This window comes from Ruminococcus flavefaciens (genome assembly GCF_900108555.1).
GTDB lineage: Bacteria > Bacillota > Clostridia > Oscillospirales > Ruminococcaceae > Ruminococcus > Ruminococcus flavefaciens_P.
On sequence record NZ_FNWV01000005.1, the window covers coordinates 192981 to 216262 of the forward strand.

At 40.8% G+C, this 23282-nt stretch carries 15 protein-coding genes and 4 tRNA genes; 7 read left to right on the forward strand and 12 right to left on the reverse strand.

What is annotated here, in order from left to right; translation table 11 throughout:
- Positions 1-10: 10 nt before the first annotated feature.
- From rsxC to BLW60_RS09035, 7 genes are all read right to left on the reverse strand, one after another.
- Positions 11-1288, reverse strand: a complete 1278-nt coding sequence (rsxC, locus tag BLW60_RS09005; protein WP_074716579.1) for an electron transport complex subunit RsxC — start codon at positions 1286-1288, stop codon at positions 11-13.
- Between the two features lie 208 nt (positions 1289-1496).
- Positions 1497-3167 carry a choice-of-anchor A family protein gene (locus BLW60_RS09010; protein ID WP_074716581.1) on the reverse strand — a complete coding sequence of 557 codons (1671 nt, stop codon included), beginning with the start codon at positions 3165-3167 and terminating at the stop codon, positions 1497-1499.
- 195 nt (positions 3168-3362) lie between these two features.
- Positions 3363-3436 (reverse strand) — tRNA-Cys (locus tag BLW60_RS09015).
- A 5-nt stretch (positions 3437-3441) separates the two neighbouring features.
- Positions 3442-3517: transfer RNA gene (locus tag BLW60_RS09020), tRNA-Gly, on the reverse strand.
- 4 nt (positions 3518-3521) lie between these two features.
- Positions 3522-3598, reverse strand: a tRNA-Asp gene (locus BLW60_RS09025).
- 7 nt (positions 3599-3605) lie between these two features.
- Positions 3606-3681 (reverse strand) — tRNA-Val (locus BLW60_RS09030).
- A 168-nt stretch (positions 3682-3849) separates the two neighbouring features.
- The gene (locus tag BLW60_RS09035; RefSeq protein WP_081348188.1) at positions 3850-4806 is read right to left on the reverse strand and encodes a serine O-acetyltransferase; all 957 of its coding nucleotides are present in this window, start codon (positions 4804-4806) and stop codon (positions 3850-3852) included.
- Positions 4807-4979: 173 nt separating this feature from the next.
- Between BLW60_RS09035 and BLW60_RS09040 the strand changes: the two genes are divergently transcribed.
- The gene (locus BLW60_RS09040) at positions 4980-5825 is read left to right on the forward strand and encodes a tRNA lysidine(34) synthetase (RefSeq protein WP_074716586.1); all 846 of its coding nucleotides are present in this window, start codon (positions 4980-4982) and stop codon (positions 5823-5825) included.
- Positions 5826-5844: 19 nt separating this feature from the next.
- A complete protein-coding gene (locus BLW60_RS09045; RefSeq protein WP_074716588.1) occupies positions 5845-6729 on the forward strand; it encodes a DMT family transporter in 885 nt (294 codons plus the stop codon).
- Between the two features lie 94 nt (positions 6730-6823).
- On the opposite strand, the gene BLW60_RS09050 is transcribed toward BLW60_RS09045, so the two are convergent.
- Complete coding sequence (locus BLW60_RS09050; RefSeq protein WP_074716590.1) at positions 6824-9289, reverse strand: hypothetical protein; 2466 nt, start codon at positions 9287-9289, stop codon at positions 6824-6826.
- A gap of 542 nt (positions 9290-9831) precedes the next feature.
- Between BLW60_RS09050 and BLW60_RS09055 the strand changes: the two genes are divergently transcribed.
- The 5 genes from BLW60_RS09055 to BLW60_RS09075 all read left to right on the forward strand — a co-directional run bounded on the left by BLW60_RS09055 (position 9832) and on the right by BLW60_RS09075 (position 18014).
- Positions 9832-11769, forward strand: coding sequence for a polysaccharide biosynthesis protein (locus BLW60_RS09055; RefSeq protein WP_074716592.1), 1938 nt, complete (start codon positions 9832-9834; stop codon positions 11767-11769).
- Between the two features lie 272 nt (positions 11770-12041).
- Complete coding sequence (locus BLW60_RS09060) at positions 12042-14138, forward strand: glutamine synthetase III family protein (protein WP_074716594.1); 2097 nt, start codon at positions 12042-12044, stop codon at positions 14136-14138.
- A 219-nt stretch (positions 14139-14357) separates the two neighbouring features.
- A complete protein-coding gene (locus BLW60_RS09065; RefSeq protein WP_074716596.1) occupies positions 14358-15959 on the forward strand; it encodes a sensor histidine kinase in 1602 nt (533 codons plus the stop codon).
- Complete coding sequence (locus BLW60_RS09070; protein ID WP_074716598.1) at positions 15956-16582, forward strand: response regulator; 627 nt, start codon at positions 15956-15958, stop codon at positions 16580-16582. Before BLW60_RS09065 ends, BLW60_RS09070 begins: the two co-directional genes overlap by 4 nt.
- 109 nt (positions 16583-16691) lie before the next feature.
- Entirely contained in the window at positions 16692-18014 is a 1323-nt protein-coding gene (locus BLW60_RS09075; protein ID WP_074716600.1) for a threonine/serine exporter family protein, read from the forward strand.
- 31 nt (positions 18015-18045) lie between these two features.
- Here BLW60_RS09075 and BLW60_RS09080 read toward each other — a convergent pair whose 3' ends face one another.
- From BLW60_RS09080 to BLW60_RS09095, 4 genes are all read right to left on the reverse strand, one after another.
- Positions 18046-20811, reverse strand: coding sequence for an ABC transporter permease (locus BLW60_RS09080; protein ID WP_074716602.1), 2766 nt, complete (start codon positions 20809-20811; stop codon positions 18046-18048).
- A complete protein-coding gene (locus BLW60_RS09085; protein WP_074716604.1) occupies positions 20808-21491 on the reverse strand; it encodes an ABC transporter ATP-binding protein in 684 nt (227 codons plus the stop codon). The genes BLW60_RS09080 and BLW60_RS09085 overlap by 4 nt, the downstream gene beginning before the upstream one ends.
- A gap of 111 nt (positions 21492-21602) precedes the next feature.
- Positions 21603-22607 (reverse strand): sensor histidine kinase, encoded by a 1005-nt coding sequence (locus BLW60_RS09090; RefSeq protein ID WP_074716606.1) that lies wholly within the window; start codon positions 22605-22607, stop codon positions 21603-21605.
- Positions 22604-23275, reverse strand: coding sequence for a response regulator transcription factor (locus BLW60_RS09095; protein ID WP_074716609.1), 672 nt, complete (start codon positions 23273-23275; stop codon positions 22604-22606). Before BLW60_RS09095 ends, BLW60_RS09090 begins: the two co-directional genes overlap by 4 nt.
- Positions 23276-23282: the final 7 nt, after the last annotated feature.

The window sequence follows — 23282 nt, forward strand, 5'->3', positions numbered from 1 at the left end:
CTCCGCCTCCTTACTTTCTTGGGATAAGTGCTTTGGCAAGCTGATTTGTCTCTGCAAGCTTTCTGTTTGCAGGACAGACGTATGTACAGCTTCCGCAGTTCATGCAAAGCATAACTTTAAGCTGTTTCAGCTCATCGATATTACGAATCTTATAAGCTCTGTCTATATCCGCAGGCATAAGTCCGAGAGGACATACTCTCACACAGCGACCGCAGCGGATACAGTTTGATGTTTTACGCTCATCGTAGTGATTGAAAGCAAGAAGTGCATTTGAAGTCTTTACAACAGGCATATCAATATCGGGAACGCTCATTCCCATCATAGGACCGCCTGCAATAAGCTTTTTAACAGAGTCAATATCTGTCTTGCAGAATTCAAGGAGTTCTCTGAACGAAGTGCCTATTATTGCACTTACATTCTTAGGCTCACCTACTGCATTTCCGTCTATTGTTAATCGACGTGTAACAAGGGGCATACCTGTCTGCATATACCTGTACAGGAAAGCAACTGTGGAAACATTCATAACGATAACGCCTGCATCAGCAGGAAGAGTACCCTCGTTTACTATCCTTCCCGTCGAATTATAGATAATGACCTTTTCGGCGCCCTGCGGATACGAAGACGGAAGAGTGATTATATCAATAGTATCATCATTCTCAGCCATTTCTGTGAAGTTTTTGATGGCTTCGGGCTTGTTAGACTCTATAGCAAGCTTTGCACACTTGATGCCCAGCTGAGATTTGACCATATTTATGCCGTTGATGATATCCTGCGGATTTTCCATCATTTCACGGTAATCGGCAGTGATATAAGGCTCACATTCAGCCGCATTTATAATAAGTGTATCAATATCAGCCTTTGGATTAAGCTTTATATGCGTCGGAAATCCTGCACCGCCAAGTCCACAGGCACCGCTCTCGCGGACTGCCTTGACGAAGCTTTCCTTGTCTGTGACAACAGGCGGCTTGACTTCATCAGAAATTGTCTGCTGTCCGTCGGTCTCTATTTCGACCATTTTACAGACTGCACCCATGGCGTTGCGGTAATCAGTCAAAGCAACGACTTTTCCCGAAACTCCAGAATGAACAGGCGCACTGAAAGGAACATCTGAGTCGCCTATTTTCTGACCGACTTTGACCTCATCACCGACCTTGACAAGAGGCTGACAAGGTGCTCCCATAGTCATGGACATAGGTATCCTGACCTTCTGAGGAAGAGGAAAAACTACAGTAGAGCTGTTTTCCGTATTTTTACGGTGTTTCAGCTTGATACCGTTCAATTTCTTCATATATTACTCCTTATGCTAAAGCAGAAAACTGCCGAATTAATTAATGTATTCAACGTGGAATAAGCATCAGACTCAAAAGCCCACACAATAATAATTATATATCATATCAAAGAATTATTCAAGATGTTTTTACAAAAAAATAATAAATTGACAATAAAATATGTTCTTATCAAATAAAAAGAGGCATCCGAAGATGCCTCATAAATGCTTATTTATTTTTTCTGCGGGAGATCACAGCAACAGCAGCTGCTGCACCAAGAACGGCTAAAACAGAATATATCGGTGTAACACCTGTTTTGGGCGAATCAGTTTTACTCTTAGTCGTTGTAGTAGTTTTCTTTGTAGTAGTAGCCGTAGTTGTGGTACTTGTCGCAGTTGTGGTCGTTGTCGTGGTATTTGTCAGCTCTTCACCGTCTTGTGTAGTCGCCTGAGTAATGGTTGTTGTTGTACTTGTAGTTGTGGTAGTAGTTGTTGTTGATGTAGTAGTTGTAGTAGACGTTGTAGTCGTGGTTGTAGTCGTAGTAGTTGTTGTTGTGGTAGATGTCGTTGTCGTGGTAGTTGTAGTTGTCGTAGTTGTGGTTGTCGTAGTTGTGGTTGTCGTAGTCGTTGTAGTAGTTGTTGTTGTCGTGGTAGTTGTGGTAGTTGTTGTTGTGGTAGTTGTTGTTGTGGTAGTTGTGGTAGTTGTTGTTGTGGTCGTTGTTGTGGTAGTAGTTGTTGTCGTTGTTGTCGTCGTAGTGGAAGTAGTTGTAGTTGAAGTAGAAGTAGAAGTTGTACTCGTCGTAGTAGTGGTACTTGTGGTCGTCGTTGTTGAAGTAGTGGTAGTCGTCGTAGTTGTGGTGGTTGTGGTCGTTGTAGTGGTCGATGTTGAAGTGGTCGTTGTTCCCTCAGTGCTGTTAAGCATCTTAGGATTGAACGACGAATAACCAAACTGTATACCGCCGTCAAAGGACTTGGCAAATGTAGCACCTGCTACGTGACCGCCCTCGTCACCGCTTCCGTCAGCATTAGGAGCAAGTGTCGAGCCTTGTATTGAACCGAGGTATTTGAACTTTGTAGCGTCCTTCAGGTTATACAGAACAGGCATATTTTCGCCCTTATCCTGCAGCAGATTTCCCTTGTCATCGTAAAGCTTCATATTAGTAAGGGGAAGCTTTACATCTTCTCCGGGGACATTGATCACCAGATATGAGCCCTCTGGAATATAAACATCTATCTGTAAATAACCGTCATTGAACGTTTTCGCCTGATCCGCATTGAGTGTTACTACATTAAGGTTTTTGTCGCTGCCCGTGATCGTCCAGCCCTTATCGTAGTACTTATCAACGCCAAGATTTGCATTCGACTCAAGACCGCTCAGGTAGCTGCTCCTCTGATCGAGCAAAGCAAACTCCTTATCGAAATCAATGAGCTGACCAACGTAAATCTCACATTGTCCTGCATTCTCATGGTCGATTATCTCCTGACTAACGGATTTCTCGCTGCCGATAACAAAACGTTTGCCGTCAGGCTGGAAATTTTTCAGTGTATCTCCGCCAACAACTATCTGTGCAGCCTTACTTGACGGATCAAGCTTAGCACCGACAGAGTACGAAACAGGATCACCAATATTTGCATTGCCGCCCGCGGCAAGTCTGCCTTCACAGTCAGAGCCGTGAGCTGCAAAATCATCGTGGAGAAAAACTGAGAACTGTGAAGCAGCTCCGAGGAAATACTCGTCAGAATCGCTCACCCCAAGCAGTTCTGCTTTATTCTGCTCTGTCACAGGCTGTGAACCTTGTTCAACAGGCACTTCCCTATTACGGAAAGCCAACGGTACAGCTCCCATGATACAAAACGAAGTCAAAACACTTAAAAGGCGTTTAATTTTAATCTTATTCATAAACGATCCCCCAAATATAATATATTTTATACTATTCTACCATAAAAAACATATATAATCAATAAACATTATACACAAAAATTAAATAATATCTATAAGCATTATTCACATTTTACGAATAAACTAAAAAACGCTTCTTCAATACTTGAAGAAACGTGACAAATAAAAAAGCACCCGCTATTGCAGATGCTCTTTTGGAGGCGCCACCCAGATTTGAACTGGGGATCAGGGTGTTGCAGACCCACGCCTTACCACTTGGCTATAGCGCCGCTATTGGAGCGGATTACGAGGCTCGAACTCGCTACCTCCACCTTGGCAAGGTGGCGCTCTACCAGATGAGCTAAATCCGCATAATGGCGACCCCGAACAGATTCGAACTGTCGACCTCCTGCGTGACAGGCAGGCGTTCTAACCAACTGAACTACGAGGCCAAAGAATTGGTGGGGACTACAGGGCTCGAACCTGTGACCCTCTGCTTGTAAGGCAGATGCTCTCCCAGCTGAGCTAAACCCCCACTTTATTCTTCTGTTCATCGGTTTCTCGCCCGACGACTTTAATATTATATCACGATATCTGCTCGTTGTCAAGACTTTTTTTGAAATTTTTCCAAAAAATTTTTAGTGCATTTGCTTTTTGGCTATATTTTGCAAAATGCACTAAAAAATTTTCTTTTTATAAAGGTCTATATAATATAAAACCAGCTTTCATCATTATCAAGATCGGATTTTTCCACCTTGGAAGAATCATCAAAATTATATCTCAGTTCCTGATTTTTTACGCTGACCTTTGCACCCGACGGTACAGAACGTGTTATGAATACGTTACCGCCGATGACAGCATTCGCGCCTACAACAGTTTCACCGCCGAGAATAGAAGCTCCCGAATAGATAGTAACATTGTCCTCAATAGTAGGATGACGCTTCTTATTACGCAAAGACTGACCGCCTCTTGTAGAAAGCGCACCAAGGGTTACGCCCTGATATACCTTAACGTAGTCCCCTATCTCTGTTGTTTCACCGATAACTATACCCGTACCGTGGTCGATAAAGAAATACTTGCCGATAGTTGCACCGGGATGTATATCAATACCTGTTTTGCTGTGAGCGTGTTCGGTCATAACTCTCGGGATAAGCGGAACACCAAGTACAAAAAGCTCATGTGCGAGACGGTTTACAAGTATAGCATAAAGTCCGGGATAGGAATAAATTATCTCGTCCTTATTATATGCAGCAGGATCTCCGTCATATGCAGCCTGAACATCGGTTTCGATGAACGCTCTTATCTTCGGGATCTTATTAAGATACTCAAAAGTAATACGGATAGCGTTGTTGTTTAATTCGTTGTCATCAAGCTTCTCGTATTTTTCATCATATCTCAGAACTATATATATCTGCCTGATAAGCTTGAAAATAACATCTTCAAGTATCATGGACATATTATTTCTTACAGTAAATACTCTGTAGCTCTTATTTCTGAAGTAACCAGGGAAAATTATTCTTCTCAGACCTTCGATTATACTTATTATCTCATCGTTATCAGGATGATCGAAAGTTTTTATCTCATTGATAGTACGATCGTCCTTATAATCAGAAAGTATACTATGCGTAAGATCATTTATCATGTCTTCAAGACCATTCATCATATCCACCCCTTAATGCAATTATACCGATACATATCAGTACATATACAATTATACATTATTTCTTATACATAGTCAATATGTTTTATATACATAAAAAAAGCTCTGTTTTGCTATTGACTTTAAATGATATTCACGATATATTATATATATGTATTAAAAAGGAGTACTCTATGGATATCAATATCGACAGGTCACTTACAGGTGAATTCAGTAAAAGCATCTGGTCTAAATTCAGAAAAGGCATAGATGAATACAAAATGATCGAAAACGGCGACAGGATAGCTGTCTGCATATCAGGCGGCAAGGATTCCATGCTTATGGCAAAGTGTCTCATGCGTTTGCAGAAATACGGCAGCATAAACTTCGATACCGAATATATAGTCATGGATCCGGGATACACAGAGGAGCACCGCAGCAAGATAATCGCAAACGCCGAATTACTGAATATACCCGTAAAAATAATGAACACACGCATTTTTGAGTCAACTGCAAAAGCAGAAAAGCACCCATGCTTTCTCTGCGCAAGACTGCGCCGCGGCTGGCTGTACAAAACAGCTCAGGAGCTGGGCTGCAATAAGATAGCTCTCGGTCATCACTTCGATGACGTAATAGAAACAATCCTTATGGGTATGCTTTACGGCTCGCAGATACAGACTATGATGCCTAAGATACACAGCGAAAACTATGAAAACGTACAGGTGATACGTCCGCTTTATCTTGTCCGCGAAGATGATATAATAAAATGGTCGGAATATAACGATCTGCATTTCATACAGTGCGCCTGCCGAATAACAAGAAGCGAAGGAAGCTCTAAACGTGCCGAAGTAAAACAGCTTCTGAAAACTCTGCGCGAAGTCAATCCCTCTGTTGATATGAATATATTCCGAAGTGTAGAAAACGTCAATCTGCAAACCCTCATTTCCTACCACAGAGGAAGCGAATATCACCATTTCCTTGATGACTTCGACAAAGGGCTTAGCGTAAAGGGAACGAATAAATTTGAAGATCATTCCTGAAGCGTTCTGGTGATGATATATGTCAAAGAAACTTCAAGGCAGTATAATGCTGCTTATCACAGCGATGATATGGGGTACTGCATTTGTTGCGCAAAGCGAAGGAATGAAGTATGTCCGACCTTTTACATACAATGCCGCAAGAACATTGCTTGGCGGCATCGTACTTATACCAATAATTTTAATATTCAAAACAAAGGATAAAAAAGCCAAAAAAGCTCCGCTTACTGCAACTATATCAGGCGGTATATGCTGCGGGATCATCTTATTCATCGCAAGCTCTCTACAGCAATATGGTATAAGTCTTACATCAGCAGGAAAAGCAGGCTTTATCACTGCTCTTTATGTAATAATAGTCCCTCTGCTCGGAATATTTCTCGGCAAAAAATGCAGCTTAAAGGTATGGATATGTGCAGTTATAGCAGTTACAGGCTTTTATCTGCTTTGCATAAATGAGGGTGTCACAGTTTCAAAGGGGGACCTTTACGTACTTATATGCTCCTTTTTCTATGCACTCCACATACTTGCAATAGATCACTTCAACGCAAAAAATGCCGACAGCATGATGATGTCATGCATACAGTTTTTCACAGCAGGAACGCTTATGGCTGTCTGTATGTTCTTGTTTGAAGAGCCACGTGTAAACGATATCATAGCCGCAAGATATACCATTCTTTACACAGGTATCATGTCCTGCGGAGCAGCATACACATTGCAGATAATCGGACAGCGTTTTACTCCCCCTGCCATTGCTACACTGCTTATGAGTCTCGAATCTGTTTTCGCCGCCCTATCAGGCTGGCTCATACTGTCCGAACAGCTCAGTGTAAAGGAGCTTGCAGGCTGCGGACTTGTTTTCGCAGCAGTTATCATAGCACAATTGGACATAAAACGCCGTTCAGCATGAGTTGCAAATATAATAATACAGCAAAATAGAAAGAACCCCTTTTTCAAAAGGGGTTCTTCTTTATTAGTATGATGTTAATTGCCAAGCATTGGTTTTACCATGTCCAGCCGCTGAATTTCTTAGCAACAGATGTTTTAAGTGTTTCGTTGTTCTTTTTGAGATATTCATTTGCTGCTGCAAGTCCGATAAGTATAACACCTGCGAGGAAAAGATATATCCACCAGTTGAGTGCCATGAGGTAATCCCTTGTTGCAAATAATGTTATTGTAAAGAGTGAAGCAGCTGATGTGATGAACCATGTCTTTGATCTTGATACGATAGAAGCTAAAAGAACGATCATCATTATTGCCATTACAAATATAGTATTTTCTGCTGTATCAAATACTATAGCATCAATAAGAAGTGATACAAATGTGAATATGAATATGATCTGTGAGAAATTCTTTGCTATATTCTCGAATTTGCGCCAGATAAAACGTACTGCAAAACCTGATAATGCGATCATTGCAAGAGTTATCTTGTTTGTTACAGCTCTTGACTCGAAGATGAAGAACGGACGCTCGATGAGTGCGATGACTGTGAAAGCTGTAGATAATGTTAGAAGTACGGAAACTGCTTTATCGCTGAAATTCTTTTTAACGAGTCCTGTGCAGAAAATCGCGCAGGCAATAAGTCCGAGAAATACAGACAGGTCTGTAACGCCGAATACCTTGAAAACAGGTACTATTGCAACAGTGATAAGAGGATCAACATCTTTCTTGCTGCCTTTATCACAAATGATAGCTTCGGGATATATTATTCTTGAAAGAACTGCGTAGACGATAACTGTTATGAACATTGCTATCTCAGGTACTATACTGTCTTTTGAATATTCACTTGCCATAAGGTATGTTATCTTGATAAGTGCAAATGATGATAAAGCTGCTGTGATGTTGAACTTTGATTTGTTAGAAAGTGCAAAATGGATAAGGCAAAGTGCTGCTGTAATAAGTGTGAAAAGCTTGTACTGCTGTGTTGAAATAAGGATCATACCTGCTAATCCGAGATTTGAATATACAGCCGCTTCAGATTTGATCTTCTTGCCAAATGGTGTACAGAGTATAACTGCTGCAAAGCCTATGAGAAGTCCTGCGAGTATGCTCATGCAGATGATGTTGTTAATGTAGTATTCCTGTGAAACGATGTAATATCTTGAGATAGTCATAACTGCACTTACAGGTATAACAGGTGTAAAAAGTCCTGCAAGTATCTTTACTGTAGGATCACTGCTGAATAAGTAAGAATCAACTATAACAGAGGCAATTGCTGCGATCATAAGATAAGGTACAAATGAATTTGTTCTTATCATTCCTATGCATAAGAATGTTGTGAACATAACTGATAAAAAAGTGATAAGCTCTGCGAATTTGTTCTTTAAATCAGGAACAAAGCGGTGTATAAAGTAGACGATCATTGTAATGAGTGAAAATGCTATTATGCTGAGTTTATCGCTGTATGCATTTGAAAGTGAAACGTATATCATCAATGAGAGTATCAGTGAAAGAACTGATTCAATGCCGATAAGAGCTGATATCTTCTTGTAAATTCCGTAAAAAGCAAACTGAATGACAGCTGCTGCGATTATGAAATAGCTTGCAAATGTTGGTCCTGAAAGAGTTGTTATGACATAGCTTAATGCTGATGAGCCAAAGATAATTGCTGTTACTGTGCCAACATTTTTTACAGGTGCTTCGTATTTGCTGCCCTTGAGCGGAGCTGCCAGATAGATGAAAGCTGTAATTACTATCTGAGCTGCTGCGAAAAGGAATGAACGTGAAGCATATGTGTCTGCTGCCTGTAAAATAGTGAATAAAAATGCAAGTGCTGCGGCTGAAAGTGAAGTGTATACAAGAATGATATTCCTGAAAAGCTTTGCGCCTATGAACATGAGAGCTGCTGCTATGATTGATGAGAATGCAAGCAGTGCAAATGCTCCGTCACCGTCAAACGAGAACCATTTGCCCATTATCTGATAGTAGCCTGCTGTAAGTAATGCCGTGGATACGAAACCTGTACCAAGTACATAAAACGACATAGATGTACCTGAGAGTTTAAGTGACTTTGATACTACGCAGCTGAGTATATATGCGATAACTGCTGCTGCGGCTATTATAAGAACTCTGCCTGTGTGAGTTGTGTTGACCCAGCTTGCAACGCCAAAGGCAAGTCCTGAAAGAACTACAAATACTGTACCGATAAGAAACAGTATATTTGAAACTGTCATATCAGGCTTTGAATTCTTTGGCTTTACAGGCTCAGCTTTCTGCGGCTCAGGTAAAGGAGCTTCTTCTGCGGGAGCTTGAGGGCTCTTCGGAAGAGGTGTAGGTGTGCTTCCGAAGCCTTCGGGAGCAGGATTGCTGTTGCTGATATTGTAACCGTAAGGCTGATTATTATTGTAATAGAGATAATTCGGATAATTGCTGCTGTTTTTATTTCTGTCCGACAGCTTAACTAAGCCTATTACGATAAGCGGTATCGCGATCGGCATTAAAATAAAGATCAATGTCAAAAAATCTGTCATAATGACCATCCTTTCTGTAAGGAGCGTTTGTTTTGGCTGTGACTATATAATATCACGTTTTCGGAATTCTTTTAAGATGTCGTTCGTCATTTTTTGGGTGACAAATGTCACTTTATGAATGACAAAAAGCACTCCAAAACAAAATAATAAATAATTTGTGTATTTGATTAATGCTGATACAAATTAATTTTAAATTTACAAAATGTTATATCATCATAGAGTACTTGTAGTATAAAACATCTAATCAAATACAAAATGCTAAAAATCAGCTGAATAAATGACCTAATGAGCAGCTTAAATTACTGCGTCATTTGTGATATGTAACAAAAATTAATGAACTTTTTTAGTGATAACTGTTTTGCTCTTGATTTTTTTGCAACAATAAGTATAATTGAATTGTATTAGTTTAGATGAGATTTATATATAAATAAAATCTTTAGTTTACTGCATTAAATATTCTGTGATGTTTTAATAATATCTTTATACTATATGTGGTGAGCGTTCAAACAATACAATGGTCGGGGTGAAGGGAGTTTTATATTATGAGAGATCTGTTTAGAAGCTTTAAGTGTCGAAAAATCGTTCTTGCTGTAGCTGATGTATTTATTATCTGCGTTGCAGCTTTGGTCGCAAACTTTTGCTTGTCATTTGTCGGGCGGGACATTGATGAGTCAAAACTTGTGATATCTGGGGCTGTGAGTGCGATATGCTGTATAGGCGGAATGTTCATAGCGGGTGCTTATCACAAGTTATGGCGATACTTTAATAGTAAAGATTATCTTACTTGTGTTTACGGTTCAATAGTCGGTATCGTTTGCTCAACGGCTATCGTTTACATAATTGACGGTACATATGAACTGAGTTATTCTGTTTTCCATCTTGCACTTATCGTCCTTGGCGTTTGCCTTTTCAGATATTTATTCAAGACAGCGTTCATAACTCTTGCACAGCCAAAAACTTTCAATGGTAAACGTACAATGGTTATCGGCGGTGGTCAAGCCTGCAAGACTATACTCAAGGAAATACACAACGCTCAGAATTCTCCGTATTCAGAAGACAAGCAGGTAACAATGTTTGATCCTGTCTGCATTATCGACGATGACAAGGAAAAGATAGGTTCTGAGATCGGCGGCATTCAGATCGTGGGAACTACAGCTGAGATCTACAGATTTGTCAAGGAGAAGAATATCGAACAGATACTCTTTGCTATCCCATCTTGTTTCGAGGACGAGAGAAAGCGCATACTTGACATATGTGCAGATACTAAAGTACCTGTAAAAGTCGTTCCTTTTATCGGCAACCTTGTTTTTGACGATAAAAACAAGACTATCATCAATCAGATACGTGATATCAGAGTTGAGGATCTTCTCGGCCGTGATCCTATCAAATTTGATAATGCGGATATCAAAAACTTCATCGGCGGCAAAGTATGTATGGTAACAGGCGGCGGCGGAAGCATTGGTTCAGAGCTTGTTCGTCAGATATCAAAATACTCTCCTAAAAAAGTCATAATCGTTGACATCTATGAGAACAACGCTTATGAGATAGAGCAGGAACTAAAAATGGAATACGGCGATGAGCTTGATCTTGTAACACTTATCGCTTCTGTACGTGATTACTTCCGTATGAATCAGATATTCGATACTTACAAGCCTGATGTTGTTTTCCATGCAGCTGCACATAAGCACGTTCCGCTTATGGAAGTGTCCCCTATGGAAGCCATCAAGAATAACATTGTCGGTACTTTCAATGTTGCTACACTTGCACAGTTCCACAACGTTGAGAAGTTTGTAATGATATCCACAGATAAGGCTGTTAATCCGACCAATGTTATGGGTGCATCAAAGAGATGCTGTGAGATGATAGTTCAGTATCTTGCTCAGCAGCATGAAGGAAGAACTGAATTCGTTACAACACGTTTCGGCAACGTTCTCGGTTCAAACGGTTCTGTTATCCCGCTTTTCAGAAAGCAGATAGAACAAGGCAGACCTGTTACTGTTACACACCCTGATATAATTCGTTACTTTATGACTATACCTGAGGCTGTAAGTCTCGTTATGGAGGCTGCTGCTATCGCTCACGGCGGCGAGATCTTCGTTCTTGATATGGGACAGCCTGTAAAGATAGTTACTCTTGCCGAAAATCTTATCCGTATGTACGGAAAAGAACCTTATAAAGATGTTGAGATCAAATTCACCGGACTTCGTCCCGGTGAGAAGATAAAGGAAGAGCTCCTCATGAATGAGGAAGGTCTCCAGAAAACTTCCAACAAGCTCATATTTATCGGTAAGCAGATCGAGATCGACGAAATGTCCTTTGCTTTCAGACTCAATGCACTTAGAAATGCTGCACTTGAAAACAATGAAAAGATAGCTGTTGAAGCTCTGCATGATATGGTTCCTACATTTACCACACCCGATGAATTCAACAGCAAAGAGCTTAAAAAGGAAACTCTTGTATCTGCTGCGGAGTCAGCTTAATAATGTCAATAATGTTCCTTTCATGGGAATGTACGACGTACTGCCGATCATTGATCGGCAGTATTTTTGTCATACCAATTTTTGCACAAAACTCCGTCCTTGTCATAATATACCTTTTTTCTCATGGAGTTGCGGTTATTTTGTATCAACATGGAAAAGTGATGTTGTTAAGGCTGTCCTTATATTGACAAAAAGCTGATGGAGTGATATAATTTTAAATTATGATGGAGTATTGTATATTAAGAGCTTCTATGCTCTGAGGAGGAAATTCTATGTCAATTAATATCCCCGAAATTTTTGCTTGCAATGTGTTCAATGAGGAAGTAATGAAAAACAGACTTCCAAAAAACGTTTATAAAGCTCTCAAGAGGACTATGCAGAACAATGAGCCTCTTGCAGATATGGCTACAGCCGATGTTGTTGCAAATACAATAAAGGAATGGGCTATAGAAAGAGGCGCTACTCATTACACTCACTGGTTCCAGCCTATGACAGGCTCGACTGCTGAAAAGCATGATTGCTTTATCAGTCCCGCACCAAACGGAATGGCTCTTATGGAGTTCTCGGGCAAGGCGCTTGTAAAAGGTGAGCCTGATGCTTCTTCTTTCCCCTCAGGCGGTCTGAGACAGACAAGTACCGCAAGAGGATATACAGCATGGGATCCGACTTCTTACTGCTTCGTTAAGGAAGGAAGTCTTTATATCCCTACAGTTTTCGTATCCTATACAGGTGAAGTACTTGACAAGAAAACACCTCTGCTGCGTTCTATGCAGGCTCTCAGCAAGACTGCTGTCCGTTTCCTCAAGCTTTTCGGAAACGACAGAGTTACAAGAGTTACCTCTACAGTTGGCGCAGAACAGGAGTATTTCATCATTGATAAAAAGATGTACGACAAGCGTGAAGACCTTATCCTTACAGGAAGAACTCTCTTTGGCGCAAAGCCTCCTAAGGGACAGGATCTTGACGATCAGTATTTCGCAAATCTTCGTCCGAGAATAGCTGCTTATATGGCTGATCTTGATGAAGAACTCTGGAAGCTCGGCATATATTCAAAGACCAAGCATAACGAAGTTGCACCTGCACAGCACGAAATGGCTCCGATATTCACTACCTCCAATTTGGGTACAGACCAGAACGAGCTTGCTATGGAGGTCATGGAAAAAGTAGCTCTCAGACACGGACTTGTTTGTCTGCTCCACGAAAAGCCTTTTGAGGGCGTAAACGGTTCAGGTAAGCACAACAACTGGTCTATGTCCACAAATGACGGTCAGAACCTTCTCGATCCCGGAGATACTCCTATGGATAATCTCCAGTTCCTTACTATACTCTGTGCTCTTATCAAGGGAGTTGACGAGTACGCAGATCTTATGAGACTTTCTGCTGCTTCCGCAGGAAATGACCACAGACTCGGTGCAGATGAAGCTCCCCCTGCTATCGTATCCATGTTCCTCGGTGAAGAGCTTGAAGCTGTATTACAGGCTATAGAGGACGATACAGAGTATAAGACAAAGACTCGTGCTTTCAAGATAGGTGTTGACGCACTCCCTTCATTCCCTAAGGATTCCACAGACAGAAACAGAACTTCTCCTTTTGCTTTCACAGGAAACCGCTTTGAATTCAGAATGGTAGGTTCTTCCGATAATATCGCTTGTCCTAATGTTCTTCTCAATACTATCATGTGTGAGGAGCTCAGTCAGTTCACTGAAATTCTTGAACCATTCAAGGGCAAGGATAATTTCGATGCAGAGGTAAGAAAGCTCCTCAAGAGCGTTATCAAGGATCACAGAAGAATTATATTCAACGGTGACGGCTATTCTGCTGAATGGGTAAAGGAAGCTGAAAGAAGAGGACTTCCAAACTATGCTTCAACTGTTGACTGTATGCCTCACTATACTGATGAGAAGAATGTGCGCATCTTCCGCAAGTTTGAGATATACAACCAGAATGAGGTAGCTGCAAGAACTGAGATCCACCTTGAAAAGTACTCAAAGACTATCCGTATCGAAGCACGTACAATGGTAGAAATGGCAAGAAAGCAGCTTCTTCCTGCTACTATGGAATACGTTCAGACTCTTTGCGAATCTATCGCTACAAAGAAGCAGATAGGCTTTACAAGCAAAACTGATGAAAAGATCGCAAATAAGCTCAATGACCTTGCTGACCGCTTCTATGAGTCTATCGAGAGACTCGAACAGAGAGTAAATGAAGCAAACGCTGTAAGCGGTATCCAGAAGCAGGCTGAATTCTTCCACGATGTTGTACTTGCTGAAATGGATATCATGAGAAGCATCGCAGACGAGATCGAGCTCAATATGCCTGCTGCAAAGTGGCCTATCCCCGCTTATTCAGAGATCATCTACAACGTATGATAAAAGCCGCACCTATGTGCAGAAATGTATAAAAGCTTTTATGCTTATTAATGAGAGTCCCCTTTTTTAAAGAGGACTCTCTATTTTTTCATGATAACTTCTGCATTGCACCGCTTATAATTCGGCATATTTTTTACAAAAAAATATTGCCTAAAAACATCTCATGTGTTATAATAAATATATGATTTTTGTTTATGGAGGTGCATTACTACGTCAACAATGGTTTCCGCCGTACTTCTTATACTCGGACTGTGCGGTATGCTTGTATCGGTCACATGGGTACTTCGCCGCGGCAACAGCAACAGACTTACTCACATTTTTCTGAGCTGCCAGCTTTCGATAGTTCTATGGCTGATATCTGAGATACTTATATTGTTTTCATACACAAAACAGCAATTCTGGATAAGCTATGTAATAGGCAATCTCGGAATAAGCTGCTTCGGACCTTTATGGCTGTGGCTGTCTCAGGAGTACACCTTCAGTTCCAAGAAAAAGCCTCGTTTTCTCTGGCTGCTGCCCCTTATTACAATATCTGCGGTATGCGTAGTACTGACTAATCCGATACATCATCTCTACTACGACTCGTTTGTAGACAAACGCTTTACGTACGGACCTCTTTTCTACGTATATCAGGTAATATACTATGTATGCATAGTCACAGGTATTACAATAATCTGCCTGAAGCATACAAGAAACTCATCGCAGATAACAAAGCAGTCCTTTCTGCTGATCCTTTCAGCAGCTATCCCCCTCGGAGTAAATACTCTTTCTCTCACGGGAGTTTTTCATTCAAAGGTTACACTTACACCGTTGTTCTTCGGAATATCAAGTATACTTATAATTATAGCCCTCGGACGATACGGACTGCTCAATATCAACAGCATAGCTATCCGCGAAACTATAAATAATATTGACAGCGGAGTAATGATCTTTGACAACAACAACAGGATAACCTACAAAAACAAGTTTTCTGAGAATATCCCCTTTTTAAAGGATGTAAATACTTCCTATGAATTCATGCGGCTCATATCCGAAATGATGAACGAGGAGATACCAAGCGATTTCAGCCTTATGGAGCTGAAATACGAAAACGAGTATTACAACATAAAGCAGAGATACTGCCAGAACAACAGCGGTAATGATGTTGCGCGCGTAATAACTATCAATAATGTTACCGAATACCACGATCTTGCCAAAGCAGAAAAAAAGCTCAGCCTTGAACAGGAACGCAACAGGATAGCGCAGGAGATGCATGACTCGGCAGGTCATACCTTTACAATGATAAGCTCTCTGGCAAGAATACTCAAATACGATGCCGAACAGCAAAACCCTGACAAAGTAAAAATGCTTGAGAGTATTTCCGAGATCGACGGACTTTCACGAAGCGGCGTAACACAGCTCAGATGTACCATAAACAATCTACGCGACGATGAATTCATGAAATCGGTCACAAGCGCAGTACAGACCGTTATCACAGCCGTAAGAGGCGTAGATATCGAGCTTTGCATACAGGGTGATGAAGACGAGAGACACAGCTTCTGCATAAAGGAGATGTATGATAACTGCCGCGAGACAATAACAAATGCTCTTAGATATTCCGAGGCATCAAGGATAGACGTTATAATCAAGTTCCTTGATAAAGCCATAGAGATGTACATACTCGACAACGGAAAAGGCTGTGACAGTATTTCCGAGCATAACGGACTGAGAGGTATCCGTGAACGAACAGAAGCTTTGGGAGGAAGTGTGAGGTTTTCCTCTGTAAAAAATGAAGGGTTCAATACAATAATAAAAATACCGATAGATGGGGTGGAGAAATGATAAATGTAATTATAGCTGATGATGTAAAAATACTCCGAACAGGACTTAAAGCTGTCCTTTCGGGTGACAGTGAGATCAATGTTGTAGGAGAAGCTTCCGACGGTAAAGAAGCGTACGAAATGAGCATAAGACTGAGACCTGATGTAGTCCTCATGGATATGCGTATGCCTGATTACGACGGAGGATACGGCACAAGAAAGATCAAGGACACTCTTCCCGATATAAAGGTCCTCGTACTCACAACTTTTGACGACAAGGAAACTGTTGACAAAGCTATCGCAAGCGGTGCTGACGGTTATATTCTCAAGGAAATGGATAACGACAAGATAATCAACTCTATAAAGGCAGTATCAGGCGGCATAAACGTATTCTGCAATAATATTTTCCGCTCCATAAAGAAAGATGTCGTTGTACAGCAGGACGCAAAGAACTTCGATCTTACCGACCGTGAGATAGATTTTATCCGTCTTATATGCGAGGGCTACGACAACAGAGAGATAGCCTCAAAGCTTTTCCTTGCCGAAGGTACAGTGCGCAACGGTATTTCCAGACTTCTCGAAAAACTCGGAATGAAGGACCGTACACAGCTTGCTGTGTTTGCTATAAAAAATAACATTATATAAACTATCACTAAAACGGAAGGCATTTCTTCCGTTTTATTTTTCTTGATTTTTCATTGTGAATGTGTTATAATATAAAATTGGCTCAACAAATTACATAAGGAGAGTATTTATGAGTAAATTCAGAAAACAGCATATGTCCATAAACTGGCATGAGATCGTTGACAGCGAAAGCTCTGAACCTGCCATTAATGCCTCGCTGAAAGAAAAGGCTACTCTCGTAGGCAGAGTCGGGCTGATGATGCTTTCGGTGGGAACAGGCGCATGGAGAGTAAGAGCATCTATGAACAAGATAGCCCGTGCTCTCAACATCACCTGCAATGCGGATATCGGTCTGCTGTCGATAGAATATACCTGTATCAGCGGCGGAGAGATGTATACAAATGCTATCTCGCTGAATACCACAGGTGTAAATACAGATAAACTGAACGAGCTAGAAAATTTTGCTGACTGCTTTGCAGAACGTGCAGGAAAGTATTCGGTACATCAGTTCCATATGATACTTGACAAATTTCAGGATATGAAAGGCAATTATAAGGCTTGGAACTTAGGTCTCGCCTCTGCACTCGCCTGCTGTGCTTTCACCTTTCTTCTCGGAGGAGGACCTGCTGAGATGATATGTGCATTCTTCGGTGCAGGAATAGGCAATTTTGTGAGAAAGCTTCTGCTTGAAAGGCATATCACCCTTTTTGCAAACGTAGCCGCAGGCGTTGCATCTGCCTGCTGTACATATGTGCTTTTTATAAAACTGGCAGAGATGCTTTTTGACGTATCGGCAGTTCATCAGGCAGGATATATATGTTCAATGCTGTTTGTTATCCCGGGATTTCCGCTTATTACAGGCGGTATCGACCTCTCGAAGCTCGACCTAAGATCAGGCATAGAAAGAATAACGTATGCACTCCTTATTATCATAATGGCTACGCTCACAGGCTGGGTAAGCGCACTTATTTTCAATTTTCACCCACAGGATTTCGTTGAATACAATATATCTCCCCTGCTCCGCTTCTGCCTTATAATGCTTACAAGCTTCTGCGGAGTCTACGGCTTTTCACTCATGTTCAACAGCAAACGCAAAATGGCAGCCCTTGCAGGCGTTATCGGCATGATAGCAAATACCCTGCGTCTTGAACTTATAGATATTTTCGGCATACACGTAGGACTCGCCGCATTTATCGGTGCTCTCAGCGCAGGTCTTATGGCATCTGCAATAAAGCACCGCATAGGATATCCGCGTATAACCCTTACTGTTCCGTCGATAGTGATCATGGTACCCGGTATGTTCATGTATAAGGCGATATACTACATTGCTTTGAACGACATCTCAACAGGCGGACTATGGCTCACAAAGGCAATTCTTATCGTTATGGCACTTCCTATCGGACTAATATTCGCAAGGATACTTACAGACAAAAATTTCCGAAAAAGCAGCTGAAAAAGACCTTCCATAACGGAAGGTCTTTCTTTTACAGGTTTTCATTTTTCAGTGCATCTATGGTATTATCCTTTCTGATCTTTATCATCGAGAACATCATAGTTGAGAAAACTACAACGAAAACACTGAGAACTGCAACAATAACGGCTGTCCACGGAATAAAGAACTCCGTATCTACGCCTTGATTTACAGCGCGATATATAAGATATGTAACAACTGCCGACATTGGCAGACCATAGAGGAGTGCCTTTGTACCATACAGGATACACTCAAAATTCAGCATTTTTCTCATGCCTTTTGAAGTCATTCCCACAGACCTGAGCATTGCGAATTCTCTCCTTCTCAGGCTGATATTGGTAGTTATGGTGTTGAATACATTAGCTGCTGCGATCAGTGATATCAATATGATAAAACCGTAAGCAAAGACCTTGATAATAAGTATCATACTTCTGTTTGACTCAGCCTCATCTGCATAGTTATACAATCCCTCAGTTGAAAGTCCGTTATTCTTTAATGAAGTTTTAAGTGCCTCAAATCCCTCGTAAATATCATCAGATTTTATGCAGAATTCAAAGCGGTTCAATGTTTGTTCTTCACTGTCGCCGTATAAGGTTTTGTAGCTGCTTAACGGGAAAACTATAGACTGAACATCAGAATAAATGAAAAACGGTCTTTTATCTGTAACTGCACTTATATGTATGGATATCTCATTACTGCAATCATCAACAGGGAACTTTATGGTATTATCATCGTTTACCTCATAAGCATCTGCCTCAACATAAACTGCATTTCCTTTATCATCAATCTGGTTGAAATAATACCCTTCTTTTTTATCATATAAGCGAGTGCTCATCTCAAATTCAGAATCTTTGAACATTTTCAAACGCTTCATTTTCTCAGACTCTCCGTCAAAATACAGTACATTATCAAGAACTATACCATTAAGGGCGTTCTTGCCAAAGAAATCATCAGGATCGGCATTGCAGTATTTTGCAAACTCTCGGAAAGATCTATCATCTACAAAGAAGATATCCATATCTGTATATTTCTTTCCGTTTTCTGACGGCATATAGTCTGTTTTGTCCATGACAAATCCATTTATGGCAACATCATCTTTAAGATACTTGCTGTCGATAGATACTTCCATATTATCATATTCAATAAATGTTGAATCAGTGATATGATCTGTATTCTTTATGATATCATTGATCCTTTCAGCTGAAATATCATTGAGGTCGGTCGTACTGAATATTGAATATGTGTAATCCATACCCATAGTATCATGTGTATCCTTGACTGCGCTTACCAGATAAGCAGTAAAGGAATAAGCTGATATGAACAGAACAATACTCATAAAAAGGCTGATAACTGTTGCGCGGTACTTCTTTTTGCTGCGCTTGAAGTACTTATGAGCCAGCATACCGGGAAGTCCGAATATTTTTGTAATGAACTTAGGAGTCTTGATATACTTTTTCTGGACTATATCCGAATTCTGTCTGATAGCTTCAACAGCAGATATCTTAGTCGCTCTTTTTGAAGGTATCCATGCGGATATAGATATAGTGATAAAAGCGATCACACAGGCTGCGAGTATAGCAACAGGTGAAACACACACACGCAGAGGTTCCGGATAGCTGTTATTTGAAAAAGCAACAAATCTGCTTCCGATAGCGAGGAATGTTATCCACATACCGACAACACCAAGGATAATACCCAAAGGAATACCGATAACACTTAATGCAAACGCCTCAAATCTGACCATTTTTTTCAGCTGCTTCTTTGTAGCACCGATCGAGGAAAGCAGACCGAACTGCTTTGTTCTCTCCGAAACAGAAATGGAAAAAGCATTATATATGAGCATTATTGAGCCGAACATTATAAGCCCAATGATTATAGCTGCCAATCCGATAACAACACTGTAGAAGCTTTCATATCTTGAAACACCTGTAAGCATAAGTATATCACTGTGAGTTCTTCCGCCAATATCGTTATCCTTTATGAAGTCGTATATGTCCTTACCATTCTTCATGCGGTAATATATGCTGACTTCCGCATTATCATCTATATCATCAGCAACAGTAAGTGCTGTATATCCGGGAGCAAAGTACTGCTCGAACTCAGGACGCTCATATGTACCTACAACTGTAAATTCCATTGTTTCTTTTACATCAATGTATTCAGTTTTAAAAACCATATTATCATTAGTGTCAAAAGCATACATAGGGCTATTTTGTGTAAGAACAACGCTGTCATCATCATAAGCAGCAACGTTTTCTTCTGAATCTATACCTAATTCAGCCATCTTTTCCAAGTCGAGCTTTCTGTCGCCTACTTCAAGAGTTAACTTATCGCCGACTTTATAGGACACTCCGCCGTTTTCATCGAGATGCTCTGGAAGTATTATCTCATTTCTGTTCTGAGGCATACGTCCTGATTTAAGATGAACAGGGATAAGTCCGTCAATACTCTCTTCAAATCCGCTTATATAAAGATATGGCTTGTATTCGTTTATGCTGCCTATATCCGCATATCCGATATAGCTGAGACTTCCTGCGTCTGAGACTTTATCTGAGCTTTTTATTTTATTATAAGTATCCACATCACTTCCGCTGACAAGTCCGTGCCATTTTCCTTCAACATACTCATAATAGCTAACGGCATACTTCTGAACAGAAGCGATAGAAGTAGTTACCGCACAGATAAGAGCTGTTGAAAGTATGATGCCGATAATTGTCACGATAGTCCTTGTTCTGTTCTTTTTCAGTGACTGTACTGTTACTTTGCTGAATACATTCATTTGCGTATCACCTCGTCACGAGTGATCTTGCCATCTTCAATAGCAATTATCCTGTCAGCCTGCAATGCGATATTCTCATCGTGAGTAATTATAATAAGAGTCTGATCGTATTTCTGATTTGAGAGTTTCAGCATATCAACTATCTCCTGACTGTTCTTGCTGTCAAGATTTCCTGTAGGTTCATCAGCGAGAACGACAGCAGGAGCATTCATCAGTGCTCTTCCGATCGACACACGCTGCTGCTGACCGCCTGAGAGCTGATTGGGAAGATGTTCCTCACGGCCGTTAAGCTTCAAAGTCTCAATAAGCTCTTTCAGACGTTTATCGTTGACCTTCTGACCGTCCATAAGAACAGGAAGAGTAATATTCTCTGTCACATTCAATACAGGGATAAGATTGTAGAACTGATAAATAAGTCCCACCTGTCTGCGTCTGAAGATCGCAAGCTGCTCATCATTCTGAGAGTAAACATCATTTCCGTCCATAAATACTTTTCCCGAAGTAGGCTTGTCAACGCCTCCGAGGATATGCAGCAGAGTTGATTTACCTGAACCCGAAGGACCGATTATTGCAACAAATTCACCTTTTTCTACTGAAAAGCTTACATTATCAAGCGCACGAACTTCATTTTCACCGTTTCCGTAAGTCTTGCAAAGATTTTCAACTTTTAATATTTCCATTAAGACACACCCTTTCTGAGTTTCTGTATACATTCTATCACGTCAAGATGACTATTCAGTGACTTGAAAATAACAAATCCGTCACAAAAGAAAAAGGCAGGATCAACTGCCTTAAACCGTACCTTTATAAAATCTGATCGTAAACATTGCACCTTCGCTGTAATTCTCCGCTTTCAAAGTGCCGTTCTGTCCCGTGATGATCATACGTGCAAGTGCAAGACCGATACCAAATCCGCCCTTATCCTCAGAAGCACGTCCCTTATAGAAGCGTTCAAAGATATGTGGAAGGTCCTCAGCGTCGATACCGCTGCCGCTGTCAGTGATAACTATTTCCGAATAAAGCGCATTTTCACTGCCAACGACCTTTATAGTACCGCCGTCGGGAGTATGCTCCATACAGTTCTTCACGATATTTCCTATAGCTTCACAGCTCCACGCTACATCACATTCAAGCTCTCCGTCCGCTTCGACCACAAACTCCTGACAATGCAGTTCGATAGGTACTCTTACAGGCATACAAGCCTTTTCGAGGAGCTGCTGCATGGTTATTTTTTCTCCGTGGAATTTTACTGTACCTGCATCTATTTTTGACATTTTCAAAAGTGCATTAATGAGCCAGTCGATACGTGAAAGAAGCCCGTAAAGCTTATGAACTGTCTGTTCGCGCTTCTCAAATGATATATCAGGCTCAGCCAACATAGAAACAAGTATATTTATTGAAGTGAGCGGAGTTCTAATCTGATGCGAAACATCGGCAAGAAAATCCGCAAGATATACCTTGTCCTCAATAAGTTTAGACTGCTGTTCACGAAGTCTTACAGTCATTTTATGTATCTCGCTCTGAAGTAGAGCAAGTTCACCTTCGTTGTAATCCTCAAGGCATATATTCTCATTTTCATGAAGTATCCTGTCAATATTGCTGGTGAGCTGTGATATCTTTCTGTATCTGAAAAAAACAGTTAAGAAATGTATAGCAGTAAATCCTCCGCACAGTAAGATCACAGGGATAAGAAATCTGTCATCATATATCCATACAGCAATAACAGCCGCAAGCGAAAGAATGAGGAAAGCAATGACAGAACGAAAAACTTCAATATTTCTCAAAAGCTTCATCATAAGTCAACTCTGTACCCCATACCTCTTACAGTCTTTATGATCGTTGGATTTTGCGGATCGTCCTCTATTTTTTCTCTCAGACGCTTTATATAGACGGTAAGCGTATTATCATTGACAAATTCTCCTGCTATATCCCATATGGACTCAAGCAGCTTTGTACGTGTCATAACAGCTCCCCTGTTATTAATGAACACAAGGAGCAATCTGTATTCAAGTGCGGAAAGGAAGAGGTCTTTACCATTTTTGGTTGCAGTACCCTTAACAGTATCCACAAGCACATCTCCGAGCTGAGCAACAGTACCCGTACTTCCGGTAAGTCTCAGAATATTTTTGATACGCGAAACAAGTTCACGGGGACGGAAGGGCTTGGCAATATAATCATCTGCACCAAGGTCGAAGCCTGTAACAGTACTGAATTCGTCACCCGAAGCAGTAAGGAATATAACAGGTATACAGGTATTGGATTTTATAGCCGAGCATACAGCAAAGCCGTTTCCCTCAGCAAGAGAAACATCAAGGAGCACAAGATCAAAAGGTTCGTTTTCCACCATTTCAAGAGCCTTTGTCTGTCCGTTGGCGTTTTTTACGCTGAAGCCTTCTCCCGAAAGGTATTCCGTAAGGTTTGCGATTATTTCCTTATCATCTTCTACAAGTAATATTTTATTCAAGTCACCA